A 26,155-nucleotide genomic window follows, 5' to 3' on the forward strand; every position below is an offset into this window, starting at 1 on the left:
GCACCATGATCTTCCTCGACGCCGCGGCCACCACCCCGGTCCGCCGCGAGGTGCTGGAGGCCATGTGGCCCTACCTCACGGGCGAATTTGGCAACCCGGCAAGCCATCACTCCCTGGGAGAGGCGGCTGCCGCGGCGCTCGCGGGGGCCCGCGCCGCAACCGCCAAGGCCCTCGGCTGCCGCCCCGGGGAAGTCGTCTTCACCTCCGGCGGCACGGAAGCGGACAACCTCGCCGTCAAGGGCATCGCCCTGGCCCGGCGCGCCGCCGATCCGCGCCTGGACCGGGTGGCAATCAGCGCCGTCGAGCATCCCGCGGTGGAAGAATCCGCCCGGTACCTCGAACGGGTCCACGGCTTCGCCGTCGACGTGATCCCCGTGGACCGCTTCGGGCAGGTAAGCGAAGAGGCCCTCGCCGCCGTGCTGCAGCCCGGCACGGCCCTGGTCAGCATCATGTACGCCAACAACGAGGTCGGTACGGTCCAGCCCATCGCCCGGCTCGCGGCGCTGGCCCGTGCCCACGGAGTCCCGTTCCACACCGACGCCGTCCAGGCCGCCGGCTGGCTGCCGCTGGACACCGGCGCACTGGGCGTGGACGCGCTGAGCATTTCCGGCCACAAGCTGGGCGCGCCCAAAGGCAGCGGCGCGCTGTTTGTGCGCGGCCGGGTCCGGCTTGAACCGCTGGTCCACGGTGGCGGGCAGGAGCGCGGCCGCCGGTCGGGCACGGAAAACGTCGCCGGCGCCGTGGCGCTGGCGACGGCCCTGGCGCTGCCGCGGGAACCGGCCGGGCACGTCGCTGCCCTCCGCGACGGGTTCTTTGACGCCGTGCTGGCCGGTGTTCCCGGCGCACTGCTCACCGGCCACCCCACCGAGCGGCTGCCCTCGGTGGCATCCTTCTGCTTCCCGGGCACCAGCGGCGAGTCCGTGCTGCTGGAGCTCGAACGCCAGGGCATCATCTGCTCCAGCGGTTCCGCGTGTGCCGCCGGCTCGGATGCGCCCTCACCCGTGCTGCTGGCCCTGGGCATCGAGCCCGAGATCGCCCAGACGGCGGTGCGGTTCAGCTTCGACTCGACCGTGACGGCAGCGCAGTTGCAGGAGGCGGCGGCCGCGGTCCGCACCGCCGTCGCCGGCGTCCGCTCCCTCGGCACCCCCTCCACCGGTTGAGCCGTCACTACATGTCCCTATCGGGCCGCCTCCATAGCGGCTTGAACTGCTAGCTCAACCCGGGGTGGGGGCCGTGGGCGACGTCAGCGGTGGCGGGCGCGGCGGAAGATCCAGTGCCGCAGCATCGTGAACCGCACGGCGGTGGCGGCGAAACCGGAGAGGGTGGTGGTCCACAGCTCCTCCGCCACGGTGGCGTCCGGGTTGACCCAGTGCAGGACGGCGAGGCTGCCGCCGGTGATCAGCAGCGCGACGAGGATTACGATCAGGCCGTTGAGGTGGTCGCGCTTCATCCGGCGGCTTTCGGTGATCTTGAACGTCAGGCGCCGGTTGAGGGCGGTATTCATGAACGACGTCAGGATCAGGGCCGCCGCGTTGGCCGGCTGTGCCCCAAGCCAGGGCCGGGAGAGGGCGTACAGGGCCAGGGAGGTCAGGGTGCAGACAATGCCGACGCCGGTGAACCGGATGAGCTGCCGGACCACGGGGTAACGCAGGACTCCACGGTACCGGCGGGTCTTCGGCCCGAGGACGACGGCGGGGGCAGGGTCAAGCTGTTCGAGCTGGGACTCCATCCGCTCAGTACAGCTCGCCCACGGGGATGTCCACGGCCAGCCGGTTTGCCGGGCCGGCCAGCGGACATGCCCAGGCCTCGTTGTAGGCGCACGAGGGGTTGTAGGCGAAATTGAAGTCCAGGATGAATTCGGCCTGGGGCCCGGAGCCCCGCACGCCGTGGAAAGCTCCCTTAATGGTGTCCAGGAGGTAGCGTCCGGCGCCGTAGCTGCCGCCGGGCTGGCCGGCGGTGGCGTCACGGAACGGCACGAAGATACCGCCGCCGTAACCCCTGAGCTTCCAGACCGCGAGCTGTCCCATCTCGGGCAGGTCGAAGGTGCCCAGCCGCACAAACCGGACCAGGCCGTCGGTCCCGGTCTCTACGTTCATCTCCCGCCCGGCGCCCTCGGGGGTCAGCGGGACGTGGAAACGGTAGATCGGATCGTAGTCCGCCGTCTTCAGGCCGCCGAAGGTGGCCTTGGCCTCGGCCGTCAGCGCGGACGCCGGGTGGGTGCCGAACATGCGGTCCCGCTCCTGGCGCCAGTAGGAATGCGCCTCGGCCGGGCTGTCCGCGGCAATCTTCCGCGTGGTGGCGTAGAGGGCAAAGGTCCGCAGCCGCCAGTCCGCGATATCGAGGGCCGACATGCCTGCCACGTCGCCCAGATCCCCAAAGTGCGTTCCGTCAATGCTCTGTTCGGCCATGCCCCCAGCGTATCCGCTTTCCCGAGGCCGAAATTTGTGCGCCGAATTGTGCCCGGGATTCCGGGGCCGGACCCGCGCGCGGAATAGCCCGTTCCGGCGGACCCTCCGGCCGTAGACTTTCGCGCATGCGCAACCCCCTGCAGAACGCGGCCGCCGGCAATACCCTCAAGAGCCCCGGCGGAACACCGGGCGGCCCCGGGCACCCGCCGGGCGCCGGGCGCGCGGCGGCGTCGCTGGCGGAGCTCGTGACGTACCGGACCGTGTCCAGCCGGGCCGAGGGGTCCTCCGCGGCCGGGGCCGGGGTGGAAACAGCCGAGTTCGAGGCCTTCATCGCGGCGCTGCCCCGGTTGTATCCGGCGGTCCATGCTGCCCTGGAACTGGAGCGGGTCAACGGCCACGCCCTCCTGTACCGCTGGCCCGGCGCCGCACCAGCGGAGGACCCGGCGGCCGCGCACCGGGCATCGGTGCTGATGGCGCACTACGACGTCGTCCCGGCAGACGACCCGGGGGAGTGGACACACCCGCCGTTCTCCGGCCACAACGACGGCACGTTCCTCTGGGGCCGCGGGACGCTCGATGACAAAGGCCAGCTCGTGGCCATCCTGGAAGCGGCCGAGAGCCTGCTGCTGGCGGGGTATTCGCCCGCGCACGACCTCTACTTCTCGTTCGGCAACAACGAGGAGACAGCCGGCAACAGCGCGGCGGCCGCCGCCGACCTGCTGGCCGGCCGCGGCGTGGTGCCCTGGCTCGTCCTGGACGAGGGCGGTGCCGTCGCGGGCGGCGCCTTCCCGGGGGTGAGCCGGCCGGCCGCCGTCGTCGGCGTGGCCGAAAAGGGAATCCTGGACGTGGAGCTGCTGACCCGGGACCCGGGCGGACACGCCTCCACGCCGCCGCGGATGGGGGCGACAGCGCGGCTGGCCCGCGCCATCACCCGGATCGAGCGCAGCCCGTTCCCGCAGTCGCTGCCGGAGGTGACCGCCGAGATGCTGCGCCGCTTCGGCCCGCACACCCCGCCACCGCTGCGGGCCGTGTTCGCGAACGTGGCACTGCTCCGGGCGCCCATCACCTGGCTCTTCGGCCGGCTCGGCAGCGAGACCAACGCCATGACCCGGACCACCGTCGCCATCACCACGCTCGAAGGCAGCGCCGGGGCCAACGTCCTCGCCGCCACGGCGAAGGCCAACGCCAACATCAGGGTGGCGGTGGGGGAGACGGTCGAGGGCACCATGGCACTGCTGCGGAAAATCATCCGCGACCCGAAAGTCGGACTGCGCGTCGTGGAGGGCAACGACCCGTCTCCGGTGTCGCCGTCCTCGGGGGCCCAGTGGGACCTGCTGGCGGACTGCATCGGGCAGGTCTTCCCCGAGGCGATCATCACCCCCTACATCATGATGGGCGGCACCGACTCGCGCCGTTTCACCGGGATCTGCGGTGCCGTGTACCGCTTCGCGCCCTTCTTCATGGACGTCCGGGCCCGCGGCTCGATCCACACCGTTGACGAAAAGATCGGGCTGGAGACGCTGGAGCAGGGGGTCCGGTTCTACGAAACACTGATGCGGGAGCTCTGAGTCATGCGGCGCCCCGGCTACGCTGGCACCATGACTGGGACGGCCCCTTCTTCAACAGGCACCGCAGGAATCCGGGGCGCTGTGCTGCGCACCGGCGCGGCGCTCGCAGTCGCGGTGGCAGCCCTTTCGGGCTGCAGCAGCGACGGCAAGGGGACGCCGGTCTGGACCGCGGGCAGCAGCCCGGCCGACAGTGCGGGTCCCGGTGCGAGTGAGAGTGCGACGCCGTCTGCCACCACTGATGCCGCCGCCTCGGCCAGCGCTTCCCCCACCCCGGGCTCGAGCGCAGCGGCTTGGAAGGTCTTTACCGACCCGGCAAAGTCCGTCAGTTTTGAGGTGCCGCAGGACTGGATTGTCCAGTCCGTAGCTCCCGACGCCGGTGCTCTGCCCGGGGCGCTGAAGATCACCGTCAAGGACGCCGGCGGCGCCTACCTGGCCACCTTGCAGACCGGCCTGCCCCCGCAGCCTGCCGCGGCCTGCCCGGACGACGCCGCCCGCAACTACGTCGTGGTCAGCAGCGTGCCGGTTGACCTGCCGCACGCCGGCGGCGGGGGCACCATTGACCCGCACGTGGTGTTCCGGGTGGTCCAGGGCTACAAGTACTTCGGCTCCTACGGCATCACCAACGTGGTGGGCGGCGCGGGCGGCAAGAGCTGCGCGTTGCAGAACGTGGTCCGTGGCCCGGCCGGCAAGGGGGACTATTCGTTCGGGGACCTGACAGTGCTCAAGGCGTTGGCGCCGGACCAAAAGGTTGCCCCCGCCAAGGCGTTCGACACTCTCGACCAGGCGGCCAAGTACGTCAACGAGGGGTCCGAATTCGCGAACGTCCAGCGGATGCTAATGTCTCTGAAGATCAAAAACTAGTCCCGCCCGCCCCGCACATCCCCGGGCCGTTGACGGCGGCTTCCCCTGCACCCACCTCAATCCCACATCCCGGAGACAGAGATACATGGAACGCGCCGTAGCCGCCCGCCTGGCCTTCAAGACCGTTGCCGAAACCAAGGTGGCTCTCGCCGTGGCCGTGGCCCGGAACGCCGGCTACGACTCGATTGACGAATCGCTCAGGGTGACCGCGGGAGGCGGGGACGTGCCGCTGACCGAGCTCTCGGACCATCACGGCGGCCGCTTCCACTACATGGAATTCGCCGAACCCACCGACGTCCTGGTTGAGTATTCGGCCACCGTCACCGGCTTCGCGCTGCCCGAGGAACCCGGGCTCATGGAACTGATCCGCTATGTCCGGCCCAGCCGCTACGCGGAATCGGACCGGCTGTTGCCCACCGCCTACGCCGAATTCGGCGGGCTCCAGGGCGAGGAGCTGCTCCACGCGGTCCGGGACTGGGTTTTCAACGAGCTGCGCTACGTCAGCGGATCCTCGCGGGGGACCGACGGCGCGGTCGAAACACTGCTGCACCGCCGCGGCGTCTGCCGGGACTTTGCCCACCTCGCCATTGCCCTGCTGCGTTCCAAGAACGTCCCGGCCCGGCTGGCCGCCGTCTACGCCCCGGGACTGACCCCGATGGACTTCCACGCCGTGGCCGAGGCGCACATCAACGGCACCTGGCACGTCATCGACCCCACGGGGCTGGCGCCACGGGAGAGCATGCTGCGGATCACGGCAGGACGCGATTCCTCGGACACCGCCTTCCTGTCCACCGTGGGCGGCAGCCTGTCCCTGAAGGAACTCAGCGTCACCGCCGTCGTCGATAACCTGCCACAGGAAGACCCGGCGCAGCTCGTCGCGATCCACTAGGCAGCGCACGGCCGGGCTGTCAAGGGCACGGCCTTAGCGCACGGAGACCGCGGCGCGGAGCTTCTCGGTCAGCCGCAGCAGCTCCTGCTGTTCGGCGGCGGAGAGGGCCGGGCCCACGAGCGCGGCGATGTCGCGCACGTGTTCCCGGCCGATCTGCTTCTGCAGGTCCCGTCCGGCATCGGTGAGCCGGATGAGGATCCCGCGGCCGTCCTCCGGGGCTGGAGTCCGTTCAACGAGCCCACGCTTTTCGAGCCGCTCCACCAGCCGGCTCAGGCTGGACTGGCTCAGCAGCACGTTGTCGTTGAGCTCGTTCAGGCGCAGCCACCCGGAGGGGCAGCGGGAGAGCGTAAACAGGACGTCGTACTCATTGAGCGCCAGGGCTTTGAATGCCGGCGCCGCCTGCAGCTTGCGCATCACCGCCACCTGGGCCCGGAACAGGGATTCCCAGGTTTCCGCGGCCAGGCGTACCGGCGATTCGGTAGTCTTGGCGGGCATCATGAGCCCTGAATGGTGGTCTCCGCGGCGGCGTCGACGGTGCCCGCTGCCAGCGCGGCGGCAACACGGCCGGCGTGCGTCGGCGGTTCGGGAACGTGCGCCGGCTTGAGCGCGGCATATTCCTTGCGCAGCACCGGCAGCACTTCCTCCCCGAACAGGTCCAGCTGTTCCAGGACGGTCTTCAGCGGCAGGCCGGCGTGGTCGATCAGGAAGAGCTGGCGCTGGTAGTCGCCGAAGTACTCCCTGAACGACAGGGTCTTTTCGATCACTTCCTGCGGGCTGCCGACGGTCAACGGGGTCTGGGACGTGAAGTCCTCCAGCGAGGGGCCGTGGCCGTAGACCGGGGCGTTGTCGAAGTAGGGACGGAACTCCTTGACGGCGTCCTGGGAGTTCTTCCGCATGAAGAACTGGCCGCCGAGGCCCACAATCGCCTGGTCCGCCTTGCCGTGGCCGTAGTGCTCATAGCGTTCGCGGTAGAGGCCGATCAGCTGCTGGTAGTGCTCCTTGGGCCAGAAGATGTTGTTGGCGAAGAAACCGTCACCGTAGTACGCCGCCACTTCGGCGATCTGCGGCGTGCGGATCGAGCCGTGCCACACGAAGGGGGCGACGCCGTCGAGCGGGCGGGGGGTGGAGGTGAAGTTCTGCAACGGGGTGCGGTGCTTGCCGGACCAGTTGACGGTGTCCTCGTCCCAGAGGCGGCGCAGCAGGGAGTAGTTCTCGATCGCGAGTTCGATCCCGTCCTGGATGTTCTTGCCGAACCAGGGGTAGACGGGGGCGGTGTTGCCGCGGCCCAGGACCAGGTCCACGCGTCCGTCCGCGAGGTGCTGGAGCATCGCGAAGTCCTCTGCGATCTTCACGGGGTCGTTCGTGGTGATCAGGGTCGTGGCCGTGGACAGGATGATGCGCTCGGTCTGGGCCGCGATGTACGCCAGCGTGGTGGTGGGGGAGGACGAGAAGAACGGCCGGTTATGGTGCTCGCCGAGGGCGTAGACATCCATGCCGATCTCTTCGACCTTCTTGGCGATCGCCACGGACGCCTTGATGCGCTCGTGCTCAGTCGGGGTGCGGCCCGTGGTGGGGTCGGTAGTGATGTCGCTGACGCTGAATACGCCGATCTGCATGGTGTGCCTTTCCGTGGCCGGGGTGGATCCGGGATCTGGTTCTACTATAGCCGATTTAGATGCATTTGCATCTATCGACCGGTATAACGCCCGTCGCGGACGAATATTCCCGCGCCGTTCCGCCGGGGTTTCCCGCCCCATCTTCCCGGCCGCGTTGCCGGCCGCGTTCCCGCCTTCGGCGACGGCGCGGGCCTAGGATGCAATCAGTCGGCTGGCCGCGAGGTGCCCGCCCTCCCGGAAGGCCGCCATGCGCCGTGTTGTAGCTTTTCTGTGTCTGGTGGAGCTCACCAGTGGAATCCTGCAGGGCTATTACACGCCCATCCTCACCGATATCGCCCGGCACCTGGGAATCCACGACGCCGACGTCAACTGGTTCGAGGCCGCGCAGCTCATGGTCAGCGCCCTCGCCGTGCCGGTGCTGGCCAAGCTGGGGGACATGTACGGGCACAAGAGGATCCTGCTGGTTTCCACGCTGGTCACCGCCATGGCCTCCTGGGTCGTCGCGCTCGCCCCGGACTTCTGGACCTTCCTGGCCGCGTGGTCGTTCCAGGGTTTCTACGTGGTCTGGCTGCCCCTGGAAATTGCCCTGATCTTCAGCCGCGTCCATCAGCTGCCCGACGGCGCCGCCCGCACGCGGCGCGCGGCCGGCGTCCTCGTCGGGGCGCTGGAAGCCGGTGTCATCGCCGGGGCGCTCGCCGCCGGTGCGCTCGTGGAAGTGTTCGCGGGCCAGCTGCAGCTGGTGCTCCTGGTCCCCGCGGTGGCCGTCTCCGCATGCTGGTTCGCCGTCAGGTTTGGCGTGCCGGAGTCGCGGGAGCGCAGCGGCGGACGCGTGGACACCCGTGGCTTCACGCTCCTCGCCCTCGGGCTGCTGCTCATCACGTCCGGGCTGACCTTCATGCGCCTCAACGGGGCCGGCGCGTGGTGGCCGTGGGCGCTGGTGGGAGCCGGAATTCTGGTGTTCGTTCCGTTCGCGCGGTTCGAGCTGCGCGCGGCCGATCCGCTCGTCGACATCCGAATGCTGCGGGGTAAGTCCATGTGGCCCGTCCAGCTGACCGCCGGGCTCTTTGGTGTCTCGGTGCTCGGCGCGCAGGCCCCGCTGTCCACCTTCGCCCGGACAGATCCCGCGCTGCACGGCTACGGCCTCGGGCTGCGCGCCGGGCACGTCTCCATCATCATCGGCGTCTATGTGCTGGCGCTGCTGGTGGGCGCGCTGCTGTACCCGGTGGTGACCCGCCGGCTCACTCCGCGCTGGACCCTCGTGGGCGCCGCCACGCTCGTGGGCCTGGGCTACCTGCTGTTCCTGCCGTTCCACGGCAGTCTGATCCAGGCGCTGGCCAACATGGCGATCGCCGGTGTCGGCTCCGGGGCCCTCGTGGCGGCGCTGCCTTCGGCGGCCGCCGCGGCCGCCCCCCTCAACCGGACCGCGATGGCCACGGGTTTGACCAACACCACCAAGACCATCGGCGGAGCCTTCGCGTCCGCGGTGTTCGGCATCGCCCTGGTCAGCCACGTCCTGGCCGAGGCCGGGGCCGGCGCGGGGGACGCCGGTCAGACCGCGGCGCCGCTCGCCGGCTACCTCACGGTATGGACCATCTGCGGGGTCACCGGGCTTGCTGCGGCTGCCGCGCTGGTGATGGTGCCCCGTCTGGCCTTCTCCGATCCGGCGGCCGTGGCCGCCGCACCGCTTAGGGCCGGCTCGCACTAGGGGTGGCCTTCCTCCCCGGCGACTGAGGAAGTATGTTCTTAGCGTGACGGGTAGGCGGAGGTACCAGCGGGGGCGGACGGCGGCCGCGGCTGTCCTGGTGGCAATCGGCTTTTTGGTTTCGGGATGTTCGGCACCTACCGTACTGGCCCCGGCGAGTCCGGTGGATGCGCGTGCCGTGCTGGAGGATTTCAAGTCCCGGGACATGGTGGGGCATTTGCAGGCGCTGCAGCGGGTGGCCGACGCCAACGGCGGGAACCGGGCCGCGGGGACCTCGGGGTATGAGGAGTCGGCCCGCTACGTCGAGGAACAGCTGCGGGCGGCCGGATACTCACCGGTGCGGCAGAGCTTCTCTTTTCGGCGTGATGGCCGGGGCAAGGCGCGGGTAGAGTCCTTCAACATCCTCGCCGACACGGTTGGCGATGCCGGGCACACCGTGGTGGTGGGCGCGCACCTGGATTCCGTGCAGGAGGGCCCGGGCATCAACGACAACGGCAGCGGGGTTGCGGCGGTCCTGGAGACCGCGCGGTGGATGAAGGAGGCCGGGGTGACCCCGGCCAACCGGGTCCGGTTCGCGTTCTGGGGCGGCGAGGAGGACGGCCTGTACGGGTCCCAGCACTACGTCGATGAACTCAGTGCGGCCGAGATCGGCCAGACCGCGGCGAACCTGAACGTGGACATGGCGGCCTCGCCGAACGGTGTGCGGTCCGTTCATGACGGGGACGGATCGGATTTCGGCGACGCCGGCCCGGCCGGGTCCAAGGCGATCGAGGACGTCTTCTTCCGCTACTTCCAGGAGAACGCGCTGCCGGCCGAGACCACGCCCTTTGACGGCGGCTCGGACTACGACGCCTTCCTCTCGGCCGGCATTCCCGGCGGCGGGCTGTTCACCGGCGATGTCGAGAAGAAGACCCAGGCCCAGGCACAGTCCTTTGGCGGGGCGGCCGGCAAGGACCTCGATCCCTGCTACCACGAGGCCTGTGACACGATCGCCAACACCAACCCGGAACTGCTCACCGAAATGTCCGGCGCCCTGGCCTACGGCACCGTGGCCTACGCGATGGCCAAGACCGGCTAAACACCAGCTTCGCCTTTCAAACGACTATCAAATCAAACGACTCTCAAAACGGTGTCCCGTCCCTCGCCGCGTTCGCCGTCCCCGTTGGCCGAGGAAGTCGGATGTCCATGGCGCCGGCGCCCATGTCCGCCGGATGCCCGGCGGCCCGCATTTTTCCGAGTAGCCCGGGGTTGCCGAAGGTGAGAAACGCTGCCGAATCGGGTAGTTAATCAGCCGTTTGAGGGGAAAAGACAGGTACCCGCTACTCAGGTGCTGTGAGTTTCCTGAGTTTACGATAAGAAACGGAAAAGCATTTGGGCAGGCGTCTAGGATCTGCCCAGTTCCCGCCTAGAGCACCTCTATACGGGAGTACATACGGGCCCCGTGAAAGCAACGGTCAGTGCGCCGCAGGCGCTGCACTGTCCCCTTCCCGCGCCCGTCATCCGGAAAACCCGGGTTGTGTTTGCGCTCGGGCATCTTCGCCAGTCGGAAGTACGGGGGACATCGACAGATGGATATCTTCGAAAGCTTGGAGTCCGAGGTCCGCAGCTACTGCCGCAGCTGGGACACCGTGTTTGAACGTGCCTCCGGCAGCAGCCTCTACAGTGAAGACGGCAGAGAATATTTGGACTTCTTTTCCGGCGCCGGAGCACTGAACTACGGGCACAACAACCCGGTGCTGCTGCAGCCGCTGGTGGACTATCTTCTCTCCGGCGCAATCGTTCATTCACTCGACATGAAAACACCGGCCAAGCGGCAATTCCTGGAAACCTTCCGGGAGTTGATCCTCGAGCCCAGGAATTTGGACTACAAAGTCATGTTCCCCGGACCGACGGGAACAAACTCGGTGGAGGCAGCCCTGAAGCTTGCCCGGAAGGTTACCGGCAGGCAGCATGTCCTGAGCTTCACCAACGCGTTTCACGGGATGACCCTGGGATCGTTGTCGGTCACGGGCAATTCAATGAAACGGCAGGGAGCCGGCGTCCCGCTGACGAACACATCGAGCATGCCCTATGACGGGTTCTTCAATGGTCAGATGCCGGACTTTCTGTGGCTCCGGCAAGCCCTGGAGGACAGGGGATCGGGCATCGATAAGCCCGCAGCGGTGATCGTGGAAACCGTCCAGGGCGAGGGTGGGCTCAGGGCTGCCCGGGCGTCCTGGCTGCGAGGCCTTGCCGAGCTGTGCCGGGAACACGACATCCTGCTCATCGTGGATGATGTGCAGGCCGGCTGCGGACGGACCGGGAACTTCTTCAGCTTCGAGGAAGCGGGGATCACTCCGGATATCGTCTGCCTGTCGAAATCCATCTCGGGCTTTGGACTGCCTTTGGCACTGACACTGTTCAAACCCGGACTGGATATTTGGAAGCCTGGCGAGCACAACGGAACTTTCCGGGGGCACAACCCGGCTTTCGTCACCGGCGCCGCTGCCCTGGAGCACTACTGGCGGGACGGCAGCTTCCAGTCAAGCGTCGCGGGGCTCAGTTCCCAGCTCCACGAGGGGCTTACCCAGATCGCAGCGGGCGTCGAAGGCGCCACGGTCCGTGGCCGGGGACTGCTCGCGGGTGTTTACTACCCCAACCCCGAAACTGCGGAGAAGATTGCGGCCGAATCCTTCGCCCGTGGTCTGCTCGTGGAAACGTCCGGACCCGAAGGTGAAGTGGTCAAGACGATGCCCGCGCTGACTATCAGCCCCGAGGATCTTCAGAAGGGACTCGATATTCTCGCTGCAGCCGCGGTGACTGTGACCGGGGAGCCGGTGGCCTTGGGATCAACCATTTGAGCATCCGAACAGGGCAAAACGGCTCAAAGGGGCCAGTGCCCCTTGCAAGAATCGAAGTAGATTTCGGGGAGCAAAATGGGTACCCGCAAGGCAACAGCTTTCAACGACAGTGATCTAGCGGAGACCGACCGGGCGATTCCCCCGGGTAGTGTCATTGTTCAAAAGTTTGGCGGTTCGTCTCTGGCGGATGCCGCGGGTATCCTCCGGGCAGCCGAGCGGATCGCCAAAACACGGACCAACGGCTATCGGGTCGTGGCGGTGGTGTCCGCCATGGGGGACACCACCGATGAACTCTGCGATCTTGCCGCGGAAGTTTCCGCCCGGCCGCTGCCTGTGGACCTTGACGCCCTGCTGAGCATCGGCGAGCTTGTGTCCTCGGCCCTTTTGGCGATTGCCCTGGCGGACCTCGGCCAGCTGCCCCGCACATTTACCGGCAGTGCGGCCGGCCTCATCACCGACAACATCCACGGCAAGGCACACATCACTGATGTCAGGCCGGACCGCGTCCGCAGCAGTCTGGCCCGTGGCGAGGTCCCCATCGTCGCAGGATTCCAGGGCAGGACGCAGAAACGGAACAGGGTGACCACGCTCGGCCGGGGCGGCTCGGATCTCACCGCGGTCGCCCTGGCCGCTGCGCTCGAAGCCGATATTTGCGAGATATACACGGACGTCGACGGCGTCTACACCGCGGATCCCCGGGTTGTCCCGACGGCGCGGAAGATCGAGATCCTCTCTAGCGAGGAAATGCTTGAGTTCGCCGCCTCCGGCTGCAAGGTACTGCACCTGCGGTGTGTTGAATACGCCCGCCGGTTCGGTATTCCGATCCATGTGAGGTCCTCCTTCGTGCCGGAGCCCGGGACGTTGATCCTGCCCGGCCTTGACCGTCATCCACTGCTCCAGCCCGCCAGGGAACAACCCGAGGTGACCGCAGTAGCCGGGGTCAACTCGGCGTCGAAAATCACTGTGGTGGGAATTCCGGACCAGCCGGACAGCATGGCGCGCATCTTGCATGTCCTCTCTCGTTCCGGGGCGCATGTCCAGGCAATTGTCCAAAATACGGCCGGCCCCGGCCCGAGGCGTTCCGACGTTGCCCTGATCGTGCCTGCTGCCCATGCGGGCAACGCCCTTGCCGTGCTGGATGCCGAAAAGGGAAGCATTGGATTTGAAGGTTTGCAGCACGAGGACCGGGTAGGCCGGGTGTCCATTACTGGACTGGGCATGCGGTCGTCCCCGGAAATCTTCTGCACCTTCCTCAAGGCCCTGTCCGACGCCGACGTGGAGCTCGATCTCGTCGACATCTCCGAGACGTCCGTGGGGGCTGTCACGCACGCCGACCGGCTCGCGGATGCCGAGCGCGCTGTCCGGCGGGCCTTCGGCATGACCCCGGCGGACGAGGCAACGGCGGCCGGTCATGAAGGCCATCTCACACCCGCTGTTGGCCCCCCGCTCCAGACGTGGGTCCCGATTTCCGGCCAGGATATGACCCCTGTTCCGGCGGGCGACAGAACTGTGGCACGTCACTTCTAGCGAAGGAGCTAAAGGATGGGCAAGACCGCGAGGACCGGCAACGGCCTCACCAGACCTCCCGAGTTGCGGGGAATCATGTCGATGATCGGCGGCTCGGAAGGCGGAACTGTCCTCACGTCGGCTGCGCCCGATCAGGCCGCTCGCTGGCAGCGGGGCGAGCGGTTGGACCGGCTGTTTGAGGATAGTTGCGACCGCTTGCGGGAACAGGGGCGCGGCGACCAGGTTGCAGTCGATGCGGGGGACGTTGGCCTGACGTACACGGAGCTGGATGAACGGGCGAACCAGCTGGCGCGGCATCTCCTGGTGTGCGGTGCCCGGCCGGGTGACCGCATCGCCCTGCTGTTTGACCAGCCATGGCGGGCCTACGTGGCAATGCTGGCCGTTCTGAAGATCCACGCGGCCTATGTTCCCCTGGACCCTGGGTTTCCCCCTGACCGTCTTCAGTACATTGTCGAGGACGCCAACGTGGCCATGGTCCTGTCTCTGTCCCATCTGAGGGATCTGCTGCCTGAGGTAGCCGCCGTCACGGTGTGCGTCGATGATGTGCAGGCCCAGATCGACGCCGAGGAATCCTCCCGTTTGGGAACCGCGGACCATGGCGGAACCAAGGATGAGCTGGCATACATTATCTACACCTCCGGCTCGACCGGCCGGCCCAAGGGCGTGGCAGTGGAGCAGGCCAGCATCTGCAATTTTGTCCGGGTGGCCTCTGACATCTACGGGATTGAGTCCACTGACCGCGTGTACCAAGGCATGACGATCGCCTTCGATTTCTCGGTGGAGGAAATCTGGGTTGCCTGGATGGTCGGAGCCACGCTGGTGCCCAAACCGGGCCGGTCCAGCATGCTGGGTGCCGAACTCGCTGAGTACCTGCAGGAAAAACGGATCACCGCCCTTTGCTGCGTTCCAACGCTGCTGGCCACGCTTGACGAGGACCTGCCCGATTTGCGGTTCCTGCTGGTCTCCGGAGAGGCGTGCCCGAAGGATCTCGTGATGCGCTGGCACCGCCCCGGCCGGCGCTTCCTGAACGTCTACGGCCCCACCGAAGCGACCGTGACTGCCACCTGGTCGGTCCTGGACCCGGACCTGCCCGTGTCCCTCGGAGTGCCCTTGCCCACCTACACCGCGGTCATTGTGGATCCCGCCGGGCTTCGGGCCCTGCCGCGCGGTGAAATGGGAGAAATCGGCCTCGCAGGGGTGGGGCTGGCGCGCGGGTACGTGAACCGTCAGGACCTGACAGAGCGGGCCTTTGTCCCGGATTTCCTCGGAATTGAGAACAACCCCTCCGGCCGGATTTATCGCACCGGGGACCTCGGACGGGTGAACGACGACGGGCAGCTCGAATATTTCGGCCGGATCGATACCCAAGTCAAAATACGTGGCTACCGCATCGAACTGAGCGAAATAGAATCCGTCCTCCTGCAGCTCCCCGGCATTGCACAGGCAGTCGTACAGACGTATGAGCCGGAACAAGGAACCGTGGAGCTGGCCGCCTACTACACCCTGCGCCAGGACGTGGAGGGCGTGGATGCTCATGACCTCCACCGGATGCTGCGCACCAGGCTCCCCGGATACATGGTTCCTGCCTATTTTGAACAGCTGGACTCCATTCCCATGATGGCCAGTGACAAAGTGGACAGGAAGCGGCTACCCCGTCCCGAGCACAGGATCAGCCGGGCGGCTGCGGGGTCCTTCACTGCCCCCACAACCGCCGCCGAAGAGGCCCTGGCCGCGCAGCTTGGCACCGTCCTGAGCCTTGAGAAGGTTTCCACCGATGCCCACTTCTTCAACGACCTTGGCGCCGACTCGCTGTTGATGGCCCGCTATTGCGCCCGCATCAGGAAAGAAACCGCCCTGCCCGCAGCCGCGATGCAGGATATCTATGAGAACCCGACGGTCCGGCAGCTCGCCGCCTGCCTCGAAGCCCGGCACAGTGAATCCGTCCTCGTTGCGGCCGTAGCAGAGACCGACGCTGTACCCCCGGTTCCGATGCCACCACCCAGCACCTTCCAGTTCGTCATGTGCGGGGCAATTCAGTTGCTGATTTTCCTGGCTTACACTTCGTACGCTGCTTCCCTGCTGATTATCGGCTTCCAGTGGACATCCGGGGGCAGCAATCCATTTGACATGTGGCTGCGGTCCATTGGTTTCGGCGCCGCCATGTTCCTGATCCTTTCCGTGACCCCGATCCTCGCCAAGTGGATTCTGGTTGGGCGGTGGAAGCCGGGCAACATCCGAATATGGAGTCTGGCTTATCTCCGTTTTTGGGCAGTCAAGACACTTACCAGGGCAAATCCACTGGTCTTGTTCGCCGGCTCTCCGCTGTATGTGGTGTACCTGCGGCTCCTGGGTGCAAAGATCGGCAAGGGGGTGGTGATCTTCTCCCGGAAGGTGCCCGCGTGCCCGGACCTGCTCAGCGTCGGTGACAACACAGTCATCCACAAGAACTCCTCGTTCCAATGCTATCGGGCACGCTCGGGCATGATTGAAACCGGTCCCGTGATGCTGGGCAGAAATGTCCTTGTGTCGGAGAAAACCACGTTGGACATCGCTACGTCGATGGGAGACGACACTCAGCTGGGACATGCTTCATCGTTGCAGACCGGGCAGGTTGTACCTGGTGGACAAATCTGGCACGGTTCGCCTGCTGCGCGCACCAACACCAATTACCTGCGTGTCCCGCCCACTAATTGCGGCACGCGACGCAGGGTCATTTTCAGCCTTCTCCAGTTGTTCAACCGTTTGGTCCTGGTGGTTCCGGCGGGCCTTCTCGGGCTGGCCGTGCTCCTGCCCCCCTACCTGAGCACGGGACACCTGCAGCCGGGCTCCCCAAACTTTTTCATAGACGTACTCGCCGTAACAGTGGTTCTGTTCGTTGTCGGGCTGATCACCGGCCTGATCATCATCTTCAGCATCCCGCGTTTGCTCAACCGCTTCATCAAGCCGGAAAAGGTCTATCCGCTGTACGGCGTGCACTTCACCATCCAGCGCATGATCGCCCGCGTGTCCAACGTCAAACTGTACAAAGATGTCTTCGGCGATAGTTCGTACATAGTGCACTATCTGAAGGCCTTGGGTTATAACCTCGGCAGGGTGGAGCAAACCGGGTCAAACTTCGGCCCCACACTGGCCCACGAGTCGCCGTTCCTGAGCTCAGTGGGAACAGGAACCATGGTCGCGGACGGCCTCAACATGATGAACGCCGACTTCTCAAGCACGTCGTTCCGTCTCTCGCGGGTCCACCTGGCTGGCCACAACTTTCTCGGTAATGCCATCAGTGTTCCGATCGGATCCAGGGTCGGGGAGAACTGTCTCTTGGCCACGAAGGTGATGATTCCGATCGACGGTCCGATCCGTGCGGATGTGGGCCTGCTGGGGTCACCGCCGTTCGAGATTCCCCGGTCTGTTCAGCGTGACGCCCAATTTGATGAACAGACGATTGCAGAGGCGCGGAACAGCGCTCTCCCGGCAAAGAACCGGCACAACATCCTGAGCATGGTGCTGTTCCTGGCCGTGCGCTGGTTCCTGTTGTTTGTTGCCACGTTTAGCGCCGCCGTTGCCGTGTCGGCATTCAGCTTCCTCGGTGTGCTGGCGATCGCAGCCATGATGCTCACCTTGCTGCTGTTCCGCGTACTGATTGCCGTGCTTGTTGAGCGCTCGGTCATGGGCTTCCGCCACCTGAAGCCGCAATACTGCTCCATCTACGACCCCTACTTCTGGCGGCACGAACGTCTATGGAAGCTGCTGGCCATGCCGGGCTTCAACGGAACCCCGTTCAAGCCCGTGATCTGGCGAATGCTGGGCGTCAAGGTCGGCAAGCGGCTCTACGATGCCGGCGCCAACATACCGGAGAAAACTCTTGTGGCTATCGGTGATGATTGTGCGTTCAATGAAGGAGCCACCATTCAGGGCCACTCCATGGAAGACGGGGCCTTCAAGTCCGACTACATCGTTCTCGGCAACCGCTGCTCCCTTGGCGTGGATTCGTGGGTCAACTACGGGGTGACGATGCAGGATGGTTCGTCACTCGGTGCCGACGCCCTCTTGATGAAGGGCGAAGACGTCCCGGAAGATGCAACCTATACCGGCAACCCGGCGCGCGAGGTGACGGTCCCCGCAGCACCGTCAACCCTCGCGGCCTTGGTGTCCAGCGGGCCCCGTCACAGGGACGGCGTCGCGGCGGCTGGTGGCCGCCCGAAGCCCTCTAGGGGATCCCACGGAACCCATGCAGCACATGGCGCCCGTGGCACCCACGGGACGCTCCCGGCATCGCGGGACAAGGCAGGGACGCCGGGTTCTGGTTCCTAGTGCGAACTGGTTGGCAGGGGAGCGTCTTCGGGGAAGTCGTCGGGGAAGTCCTCGGTCACGGCCGGCCCGGAATGGCGTCCACGGCGCAGCGACTTCTGCAGTGCCCTGCGCTCGCGCCGGCCTTCCACGAGCCGGTACAGCACCGGGACCAGGATGAGTGTGAGGGCGGTGGAGGAGATCAGGCCGCCGATCACCACGATCGCCAGGGGCTGGGAGATGAATCCGCCGCCGCCAGTCAGTCCCAGCGCCATCGGTGTCAGGGCGCATACCGTGGCGAGCGCCGTCATGAGGATGGGGCGGAGGCGCTGGCGGGCGCCGTGCGTGATCGCGTCCGCCACGTTCATCCCGGGTTCGCCGTTGCGCGGCTGGCGGTACTGGTTGATGAGGTCGATCAGCACAATCGCATTGGTCACCACGATGCCCACGAGCATCAACATGCCGATCAGCGACGGCAGGCCCAACGGCACGCCGGTCACCACGAGCAGGGCGATTGCGCCTGTCGCGGCGAACGGGACGGAGACCAGCAGGATCAGCGGCTGCACGAGCGACTTGAACGCAGCCACCATGATCACGTAGACGATCGCGATGGCGGCCAGCAGCGCGAGCCCGAGCTGGCGGAACGAATCGGCCTGCTGCGTCGTGGCACCGCCGATCGTGGCGGTCACCCCGGGCGGCAGCTGGACTGACTTGAGCCGGTTCTGCACCTCGGTGCTGACCGCGCCGAGGTTGGAGCCCGACGGCGTCACCGAGACCCGCGCGGTGCGCTGGCCGTTGCTGGCGGTGATGGAGACGGGGACGTCCACCTGCTCTACCGAGGCGATGCTGCCCAGCGCAACGGCGCCGGCCGCCGTCGGGAGCGGCATGTCCCGGACGGCCTCGATGCTCGTGAAGCGGGTGCCCTCGCCAATCCGGACCGGGAAGTCGTTGGTGTCGATGCGGATCGTCCCGGCCGGAATCGGGCTGATCGTGGCGGCCAGGACCCCGGCCACGCGCTCCTCGTTCAGGCCGGCCGCGACGGCCTTGGCGCGGTCCACCTTGACCTGGACCACCGGCTGGCTGGCGGCCAGGTTGGTGGCCACTTCGCTGCTGCCCGGGACACCGTCCATGGCCTTGACCATCGCGTCACTGGTCGTCTGGAGGTCGGCGGTGGTGGCGGCCTTGAGGGTGATGTCCACGGTTGACGAAGTGCCGAAGCCGCCCTGCTGGGAACCGACCGTGATCTTTCCGGCGTCGCCGAGCTTGGAGAGTTCGCTGCGGACGGTCTCCTGGAGCTTGCCCTGGTTGGCCTTCTCGTCCGTCACCACGGTGAACGTCGAATTGGACGCGCCGGAGGAGAGCAGGGCCGAGAAGCCGGTTTGGGCGTTGCCGGTGGTGGCCTGGACGTCCTTGATTCCGTCGATGCCCCGCAGGGTGTCCTCGACGCGGATCGCCGAAGCGCTGGCCTCGTCAAGGCTGGTCCCTGCCGGCAAGGCCTGCTTGACGGTCATGCTGTTCTCGCCGGAGCGCCCCAGGAGGTCGGTGGCGAGCAGCGGGGACATCGCCACGGTGCCGGCAAGCACCAGGGCCGCGGCGACCAGGGTGAGGACCGGGTGCATCTGCGTACCGGACAGGACAGGCAGGTAGCCGCGCTGCAGGAGCGTGCTCTGCTCGGCCTCGTGCGCCTTGGTGGCAATGCCAGCGGCAGACGCCGGAGAGCCGGTGACGGCGGGCGCGCGCAGGAACCAGTAGGCCAGCACCGGCACGATGGTCAGCGAGACCAGCAGCGAGGAGAGCAGGGCGATGGTCACTGTCAGGGCGAACGGCCGGAACAGCGCACCGGCCAGGTCGCCGACGAAGGCGATGGGCAGGAACACGGCCACGGTGGTCAGGGTGGACGCCGTGATGGCGCCGGCAACTTCGCGGATGGCCGTCCCGATCGCGGTGATCTTGTCCTCGCCGTAGCTCAGGTGCCGTTTAATGTTTTCGATGACCACGATCGAGTCGTCCACGACGCGGCCGATCGCGATGGTGAGCGCGCCAAGGGTGAGGATGTTGAGCGAGTAGCCGGTGCCCGAGAGGCCGATGAACGTGATCAGCAGGGACAGCGGGATGGACACTGCCGTCACCAGGGTGGCGCGTACGGACATCAGGAACACCAGGATCACCAGGACGGCGAAGCCCAGACCCAGCAGGCCCTCGGTGGTGAGGTCCTTGATGGACTTCTCGATGAACGGCGCCTGGTCGAAGACCGGGGTGAATTTGGCGTTGGAGCCAAGCTCGGCCTCAAGCTGCGGGATGGCGTCCTTGACCGCGTGGGAGATCGCGACGGTGTCGCCCTCGGGCTTCTTGGTCACGGACAGGGCGAGGGTTTCCTTGCCGTTGGTCCGCGTGATTGACGTGCGCGCGTCCTCGACCAGGCTGACGTCCGCCACGCTGCCGATCGTCGCCGCATCGCGGGCCGCCCCCAGGGGGAGGGCCTTGATGGCGTCGAGGGAGTCCACCGGGCTGCCGATCTGCAGCGAGAGGGTTTTGCCCTGTTCCTCGATGGTGCCCGCCGGGACCAATGCACCGTTGTTCTTCAGCGCGTCGCTGATGGCCTGGAGGCTCGCGCCCGATGCCGCCAGGTCCCGGGGCCGCGGCAGGATCTGGATGTGCTGTGTGGCGCCGCCGGTCACGTCGGCGCCGCGCACGCCGTCGAGCTTCTGCAGCCTGGGGACGCTGAGCCGGGCGAGATCGGCGTTGAGTTCACTGAGCGGTTTGTCCGAGGACACGGCCAGGAAGACGATCGGGAAGTCGCTGATGCTCCCGGCGATCGCCTGCGGCTGCACGTCCTTCGGCAGGGCCTGCTTGGCGTTGGAGATGGCGCGGTCGATCTGGTTCCGGGCACGGTCCAGGTTGGAGCCGTAGGTGAACGCCAGGGAAATCTGCGAGACGCCGTTCCGGGACGTTGATGACGTCGATTCCAGCCCCTCGACGTTGTTCAGCGCCTTTTCCAACGGGGCACTGATCTGCTTGTCCACGACTTCCGGCGACGCACCGGGCATCGAGGAGATCACGGTGATCTGCGGGAACTCGATGGAGGGGATGAGCTCCTGCTTCAGCGAGGACATCGTGATCACGCCGAAAACGCAAGCGAACACCGTGATCAGCGCGATCAGGGCCCGGTTGGCGAGAGACAGCTTTGCGAGCCGGAACATCTCATGGTCTCCTGGTGGGTCGGGGGCGTCCTGCACAACGGGACATCAAAAAACGGGGACGTCACGGGTTGCAGCGGTCCCAAACCAGCAGTGTAAACCAGCCGCGGCCGGGCGCCGGCTTAGTTGCTGGCGGTGACCTGTTCGAGTTGCAGCGTCTTGGCCGTCTCGGCCTCCAGCTTGGCGGCGAGCTCAGGGTTGTCGTTGAGCTTGACGCCGTAGCCGGGCATCATGTCCTTGAGCTTGGACTGCCAGCCCTTGAAGTTCTTCGGGAAGGACTTCTGGAGCAGCTCGATCATGATCGGCACGGCGGTGGACGCGCCCGGGGATGCGCCAAGCAGGGCGCCGATGGTGCCGTCGCGTCCGGCGATGACCTCGGTGCCGAACTGCAGCACGCCGCCCTTCTTCGGGTCCTTCTTGATGATCTGGACCCGCTGGCCGGCGGTGATGAGCTCCCAGTCGCCGTCCTTGGCCTCGGGGTAGTACTCCCGCAGGGCCTCGACCTTGTCGCCGTGACGCTTGGCGACTTCCTTGATCAGGTAGGCGGTGAGGTCCATGTTGTCCTTGGCCACGGCCAGCATCGGGATGATGTTGGAGGGGCGGATGGACAGCGGCAGGTCCAGGTAGGAGCCGCTCTTGAGGAAGTTCGTAGAGAAGCCGGCGTATGGACCGAACAGCAGGGAGCGCTTGCCGTTGACGTAGCGGGTGTCCAGGTGCGGCACGGACATGGGCGGAGCGCCGACAGACGCCTGGCCGTAGACCTTCGCGCTGTGCCGGGCAGCGATGCTCTCGTCGGTGCAGCGGAAGAACTGGCCGGAGACCGGGAAACCGCCAAACCCCTTGCCTTCCGGGATGCCGGAGGCCTGCAGCAGGTGCAGGGCCCCGCCGCCGGCGCCGACAAACACGAACTTAGCGTGGATGGAGCCGTGCTCGCCGCTCCTGGCGTGCTTCAGCGACAGGTCCCAGCCGCCGCCGGACGCGCGCTTGATGTCGCTGACGTTGTGGCCGTAGTTGATCTCCACGCCGTTGTTGCCCAGGTATGTGGTCAGCTCGCGGGTCAGGGCGCCGAAGTCGACGTCGGTGCCCTCGGCGGCACGGGTTGCCGCGACGCGCTGCTTGGGGTCGCGGCCCTTGACGATAAGCGGGGCCCACTTGGCGATCTGCGCGTGGTCCTCGGAATACTCCATCGAACGGAACAGCGGGTTCGGCTTGAGTGCCTCGTAGCGGGTGCGGAGGAACTTGGTGTGGTCCTCGCCGATCACGAAGCTCATGTGCGGAACGGTGTTGATGAACCCCTTGGGGGAGCCGATCAGCGAGTTCGAGACGAGGTGGGACCAGAACTGGCGGGACAGCTGGAACTGCTCGTTGATGTTCAGGGCCTTGCCGGGGTCCACCGAGCCGTCTTTGGCTGCGGGGGAGTAATTAAGCTCACACAGGGCAGCGTGTCCGGTGCCGGCGTTGTTCCACGGGTCGGAGCTTTCCAGTCCGGGCTCGTCCAGACGCTCAAAGAGCGAGATGGTCCAGTTCGGCTCAAGCTGCTTGATGAAGGCGCCGAGCGTGGCGCTCATGATGCCGCCGCCAATCAGGACGACGTCGGCGTGTTGGGTCTTGGAAATGAAAGTCACAATCAGTCTCCGATAGCAGCGGCTCTGGCTGTCACAGAATATCCCGCACCGCCCACTAACTGAAATTGGCCCCGGGCGTCAAGGCCTTAGCTCGACCTTTGTGAAAACTTCATTCAGTACCGGCGACGCCGGGTACTTCAGCACCCGGTCCGAGAGCGCCAGGGCCGAGATCGGGAAGGCAATGGGAACCGCGGGCACCGTTGCCGCGATCTGCCCGTTGATGGTCTGGTACTCCTCGGTGCGGTCCTTGCCGTCCGGCAGGCCCCGGGCCCGGGCGATCTTGGAGAAGACCTGGGGATCCTGGTAACCGAATTCGCCGGTGTTCTCGCCGAAGAGCGGGCCCACGAAATTGTCGGGGTCCGAATACGAGCCGTTCCAGCCGAGCAGGTGCAGGGCGTGGTCGCCCGGGGACGTGACCTTCTGCAGGTAGCCGTCAGCCCAGTCCACCGGTACGGGCTTGACATTGAGCCCGACGGCGGTCAGTTGACGGCTGATTTCGGCGTACACCTTTTCCGGCGTCGGCAGGTAGGGCCGGGTGACGTTGAGCGGATAGTAGAACCTCAGCTCCTCGCCCTTGTAGCCGGCCTCGGCCAGGAGTTCCTTGGCCTTGCCCGGGTTGTAGCCGAGCGCCGCGGCGTTGTTGTTGAAGCCGCTGAGCTTGGGTGGAACGAACTGGGATGCCTGGGCCGTGTTGTCGATGAAGAACCGGCGGATCAGCGTGTCCTTGTCCAGCGCCATTTCGATCGCCTGGCGGACCTTGAGGTTCTGCAGGATGGGGACTTGCTGGTTCATGCCCAGGTACATCACGGAGAACGGGTCCCGCTGGATGATCTGCTTTCCGCTCTTGACCAGTTGGTCAAAGTTTCCCACGGTGACGGCGTCGTAGGCGTCGATCTTGCCGTCCAGGAGCGCCTGCATCCGGGTCTGCGGGTGATCGTAGGTCACGAACTTGATGGTGCCGATCTGCCCCTTGTCCCCCCAGTAGTCCTTGTTGCTGGCCAGGGTGACGCTGCCCGAATCCCAGGAGCCGAAAACGTACGGTCCTGTGCCTACCGGGTGGAGGCCGTAAGCGGATACCGGCTGCCCGCCCCGGCTCTGGTTCAGGACGTCAGCGTTCTCCGCGGCGAGGGCCTTGGGCGAAGAGATCGCGAAGGCCGGCAGGGTGAGGGCCTGGAGAAAACCCGTGAAGGGCTGGGTGAGGCCGATCCGCACATTGTCCGGCGCGACGGCGGTGCAGTTCTTGTATATGGACAGCGGCGCCTGGTCCGAATGGGCCTTGAAGACGCCCTTGAAGGTGGTACCGGTGGCCTGTTCGCGGAGGGCCGGTGAGAAGTTGAACCAGCGGTTGAAGTTGGTGCAGACCGCGGCGGCATCGAACGGTGTTCCGTCCTGGAATTTGACGTTCCCGCGCAGCTTGAACTCGTAGGTCCGGCCTTCATCGCTCTGGGACCATTCGGTGGCCAGCAGCGGCGTGGGCTGGCCGGTGGTCTGGTCTACGCCCACGAGGCCTTCCAGTACCTGCCGGGTGACGCGGTAGGACTCGACGTCGGAGACCAGGGCAGGATCGAGCCCGAGCGGCTCCGAGCCAGTGCCGAAGGTGAAAAGCGCGGTAGGTGCCGCGCTGGCGGTGGCAGAGGCGGTGGGGGAGCTGGGTGCCGGGCCGAGGCTGCCCGTGCAGGACGCGAGCGGCAGGACAAGGAGGGCGGCCCCGATGCTGGCGGCAATCCGCCGCACTGTCCTGCTGGGCACTGTACTGCTGGGCACTCGAGAATCACCTCTGGGAACTGGATGGCCCGCCGGCTGCGGACCAGCCCCAGTCTAGTTGACGGCCGGGTCCGCCAGCTCTTGTGGCACACCGCCGCAAGGCGCACGGCAGCGCAAAAAGCGGAGGCCCGCACCTGGTGGTGCGGGCCTCCGCTTCTCCTAGTGGTCCAGGGAGTCAGGCTGGAGCCGGGCAGGAGTGCAAAAGGGCTGACTACTTGGGCATCAGGACTGAGTCGACCATGTAGACAGTGGCGTTGGCGGTCTGGACGCCGCCGCAGACAACGTTGGCGCCGTCAACCTTGAGGGCATCCTTGGTGCCGGTGACCGTCACCGAACCGCCTTCAACCGTCTTGTGGGTGCCGACGATCTGGTCCGGGGTGATCTTGCCGGGGACAACGTGGTAGGTCAGGATCTTGCTCAGCGTGGCGTCGTCCGTCTTCAGGGCCTCGATCGTGGCCGGATCGATCTTCTTGAAGGCGTCATCCGTCGGGGCGAAGACGGTGAATTCGCTGCCGTTGAGCGTATCCACCAGGTTGACTTTGGGGTTGAGCTTGCCGGACACGGCGGCGGTCAGGGTGGTGAGGACCGGGTTGTTGGACGCCGCGGTGGCTACCGGGTCAAGCGCCATGCCGGAGACGGAGCCGGCACCGCTGGGAACCTGGGCGGCGTAGGCGGCGCAGCCGGAGCCGACGAGGTTGGCGGCCGGATCCATGGCCGCAGCGGAGGCGCTCGTGGAGGGGGAGGCCATGCTGGATTCCGCCGGTGCGGAGGACGGGGCCGAGGAGGCGGGGGCCGACGAGGCGCTGGATCCGCCACAGGCAGTGAGGCTGAGCATGGCGGCAGCTGCGATACCTGCAACGGCGAACGTGGTGCGCTTGATGTTCTGCATTTCGGTTTCTCCTTTGTTGTGCCGATGTTTGCCGGCGGCGAATTTTTGCCGCTGCGGCCTTTTCCCGACTGTTGGGCACCGACCCTTGGTTGGTGTCTCAATGGGTATTCGGTCGCTCGGAGGAAACGGATGGGTGCGGATGTGAAATTCTTTTTGGCGGCGTCAAAACTCCTGAAAAATCCCGGAACAGCGCCGGAAACCACAAGAACCCCGGTCCGAAGACCGGGGTTCTCTCTGTGCGCAAGGGGGGACTTGAACCCCCACGCCCGAAGGCACAGGAACCTAAATCCTGCGTGTCTGCCAATTTCACCACTCGCGCGCGGCGCCGTCGTCCCGGGGAAGAACCCCGGAGGCGGGCGCCAGGCTCTATTGTACCTATTGCCGGTTTGCTGGTTGCAACGGCTGCCGCGGGCGGACGGACCGGAGACCGGGGACTAGGCGTCGAGGTTCAGGTCCCGGCGAAGTTTGGCGACATGCCCGGTGGCCCGGACGTTGTACTGTGCGACGGCAACCCGGCCGTCGGCGTCGACGACGATGGTCGAGCGGATCAGGCCCTGGTAGGTCTTGCCGTAGTTTTTCTTTTCGCCCCAGGCCGCGTAGGCCTCGGCGACGGAGTGGTCTTCGTCAGAGAGCAGCGGGAAGTTCAGCCCTTCGGCGGCCGCGAACGCGGCAAGCTTCCCGACGGGGTCGGGGGAGATGCCCACGACGTCATAACCGGCGGCCTGAAGCGCGCCGAGGGAATCCCGGAAATCGCAGGCCTCCTTGGTGCATCCCGGCGTGGCGGCTGCCGGGTAGAAGTAGAGCACGGTCTTCCGGCCCCGGAAATCACGCAGGCTGACGTCCTGTCCTTCGGCGTTCTTGAGGGTGAAATCCGGTGCTGTGGCACCGGCGGTGAGTCGCTCGGACACGGGTGTCTCCTTGGTGAGGTTGGTCATGAAGCGGGGTGATAATCCAGCGTAGTGACGCGATCGGCGCCGGACGAATC

General features: G+C 66.4%; 18 protein-coding genes and 1 tRNA gene. 9 read left to right on the forward strand and 10 right to left on the reverse strand.

What is annotated here, in order from left to right; translation table 11 throughout:
• Positions 1 to 5: 5 nt before the first annotated feature.
• A complete protein-coding gene (locus ARTB_RS15205; RefSeq protein WP_243181294.1) occupies positions 6 to 1,160 on the forward strand; it encodes a cysteine desulfurase family protein in 1,155 nt (384 codons plus the stop codon).
• Between the two features lie 83 nt (positions 1,161 to 1,243).
• Here the strand turns inward: ARTB_RS15205 and ARTB_RS15210 are convergent, their stop codons facing one another.
• Positions 1,244 to 1,729, reverse strand: coding sequence for a GtrA family protein (locus tag ARTB_RS15210; RefSeq protein ID WP_243181295.1), 486 nt, complete (start codon positions 1,727 to 1,729; stop codon positions 1,244 to 1,246).
• Between the two features lie 4 nt (positions 1,730 to 1,733).
• Positions 1,734 to 2,408, reverse strand: coding sequence for a DUF1684 domain-containing protein (locus ARTB_RS15215; protein ID WP_028277528.1), 675 nt, complete (start codon positions 2,406 to 2,408; stop codon positions 1,734 to 1,736).
• 125 nt (positions 2,409 to 2,533) lie between these two features.
• Here ARTB_RS15215 and ARTB_RS15220 point away from each other — a divergent pair, with 125 nt between their 5' ends.
• The 3 genes from ARTB_RS15220 (at position 2,534) to ARTB_RS15230 (ending at position 5,726) form a co-directional block, all read left to right on the forward strand.
• On the forward strand, positions 2,534 to 3,976 hold the full coding sequence (locus tag ARTB_RS15220) for a M20/M25/M40 family metallo-hydrolase (protein ID WP_243181296.1): 1,443 nt from the start codon (positions 2,534 to 2,536) through the stop codon (positions 3,974 to 3,976).
• Positions 3,977 to 4,006: 30 nt separating this feature from the next.
• Positions 4,007 to 4,837 carry a hypothetical protein gene (locus ARTB_RS15225; protein WP_243181297.1) on the forward strand — a complete coding sequence of 277 codons (831 nt, stop codon included), beginning with the start codon at positions 4,007 to 4,009 and terminating at the stop codon, positions 4,835 to 4,837.
• Between the two features lie 85 nt (positions 4,838 to 4,922).
• Entirely contained in the window at positions 4,923 to 5,726 is an 804-nt protein-coding gene (locus ARTB_RS15230) for a transglutaminase-like domain-containing protein (protein WP_243181298.1), read from the forward strand.
• A 33-nt stretch (positions 5,727 to 5,759) separates the two neighbouring features.
• Here ARTB_RS15230 and ARTB_RS15235 read toward each other — a convergent pair whose 3' ends face one another.
• The gene (locus ARTB_RS15235) at positions 5,760 to 6,221 is read right to left on the reverse strand and encodes a MarR family winged helix-turn-helix transcriptional regulator (RefSeq protein WP_243181330.1); all 462 of its coding nucleotides are present in this window, start codon (positions 6,219 to 6,221) and stop codon (positions 5,760 to 5,762) included.
• Positions 6,221 to 7,342: an LLM class flavin-dependent oxidoreductase gene (locus ARTB_RS15240; RefSeq protein WP_243181299.1), complete on the reverse strand. Its 1,122-nt coding sequence runs from the start codon at positions 7,340 to 7,342 to the stop codon at positions 6,221 to 6,223. The genes ARTB_RS15235 and ARTB_RS15240 overlap by 1 nt, the downstream gene beginning before the upstream one ends.
• 277 nt (positions 7,343 to 7,619) lie before the next feature.
• Here ARTB_RS15240 and ARTB_RS15245 point away from each other — a divergent pair, with 277 nt between their 5' ends.
• The 5 genes from ARTB_RS15245 to ARTB_RS15265 all read left to right on the forward strand — a co-directional run bounded on the left by ARTB_RS15245 (position 7,620) and on the right by ARTB_RS15265 (position 17,719).
• Entirely contained in the window at positions 7,620 to 9,047 is a 1,428-nt protein-coding gene (locus tag ARTB_RS15245) for an MFS transporter (RefSeq protein WP_308197246.1), read from the forward strand.
• Positions 9,048 to 9,222: 175 nt separating this feature from the next.
• On the forward strand, positions 9,223 to 10,122 hold the full coding sequence (locus ARTB_RS15250) for a M20/M25/M40 family metallo-hydrolase (protein ID WP_243181301.1): 900 nt from the start codon (positions 9,223 to 9,225) through the stop codon (positions 10,120 to 10,122).
• 490 nt (positions 10,123 to 10,612) lie between these two features.
• The gene (gene ectB, locus ARTB_RS15255; RefSeq protein ID WP_243181302.1) at positions 10,613 to 11,884 is read left to right on the forward strand and encodes a diaminobutyrate--2-oxoglutarate transaminase; all 1,272 of its coding nucleotides are present in this window, start codon (positions 10,613 to 10,615) and stop codon (positions 11,882 to 11,884) included.
• Positions 11,885 to 11,959: 75 nt separating this feature from the next.
• Positions 11,960 to 13,411: an aspartate kinase gene (locus ARTB_RS15260; RefSeq protein ID WP_243181303.1), complete on the forward strand. Its 1,452-nt coding sequence runs from the start codon at positions 11,960 to 11,962 to the stop codon at positions 13,409 to 13,411.
• A 15-nt stretch (positions 13,412 to 13,426) separates the two neighbouring features.
• Positions 13,427 to 17,719, forward strand: a complete 4,293-nt coding sequence (locus ARTB_RS15265) for a Pls/PosA family non-ribosomal peptide synthetase (RefSeq protein WP_243181304.1) — start codon at positions 13,427 to 13,429, stop codon at positions 17,717 to 17,719.
• On the opposite strand, the gene ARTB_RS15270 is transcribed toward ARTB_RS15265, so the two are convergent.
• From ARTB_RS15270 to bcp, 6 genes are all read right to left on the reverse strand, one after another.
• Positions 17,716 to 20,895 carry an efflux RND transporter permease subunit gene (locus ARTB_RS15270; protein WP_243181305.1) on the reverse strand — a complete coding sequence of 1,060 codons (3,180 nt, stop codon included), beginning with the start codon at positions 20,893 to 20,895 and terminating at the stop codon, positions 17,716 to 17,718. The genes ARTB_RS15265 and ARTB_RS15270 overlap by 4 nt on opposite strands.
• Before the next feature lie 119 nt (positions 20,896 to 21,014).
• Positions 21,015 to 22,517: a malate:quinone oxidoreductase gene (locus tag ARTB_RS15275; RefSeq protein ID WP_243181306.1), complete on the reverse strand. Its 1,503-nt coding sequence runs from the start codon at positions 22,515 to 22,517 to the stop codon at positions 21,015 to 21,017.
• 78 nt (positions 22,518 to 22,595) lie between these two features.
• Positions 22,596 to 24,251 (reverse strand): ABC transporter substrate-binding protein, encoded by a 1,656-nt coding sequence (locus tag ARTB_RS15280; RefSeq protein ID WP_439954138.1) that lies wholly within the window; start codon positions 24,249 to 24,251, stop codon positions 22,596 to 22,598.
• Positions 24,252 to 24,492: 241 nt separating this feature from the next.
• A complete protein-coding gene (locus ARTB_RS15285; protein WP_243181307.1) occupies positions 24,493 to 25,170 on the reverse strand; it encodes a fasciclin domain-containing protein in 678 nt (225 codons plus the stop codon).
• 237 nt (positions 25,171 to 25,407) lie between these two features.
• Positions 25,408 to 25,489 (reverse strand) — tRNA-Leu (locus ARTB_RS15290).
• Between the two features lie 115 nt (positions 25,490 to 25,604).
• The gene (gene bcp, locus ARTB_RS15295) at positions 25,605 to 26,078 is read right to left on the reverse strand and encodes a thioredoxin-dependent thiol peroxidase (protein WP_243181308.1); all 474 of its coding nucleotides are present in this window, start codon (positions 26,076 to 26,078) and stop codon (positions 25,605 to 25,607) included.
• Between the last annotated feature and the right edge of the window lie 77 nt (positions 26,079 to 26,155).

Source organism: Arthrobacter humicola, assembly GCF_022803015.1.
In the GTDB taxonomy this organism is placed as follows: domain Bacteria; phylum Actinomycetota; class Actinomycetes; order Actinomycetales; family Micrococcaceae; genus Arthrobacter; species Arthrobacter humicola_A.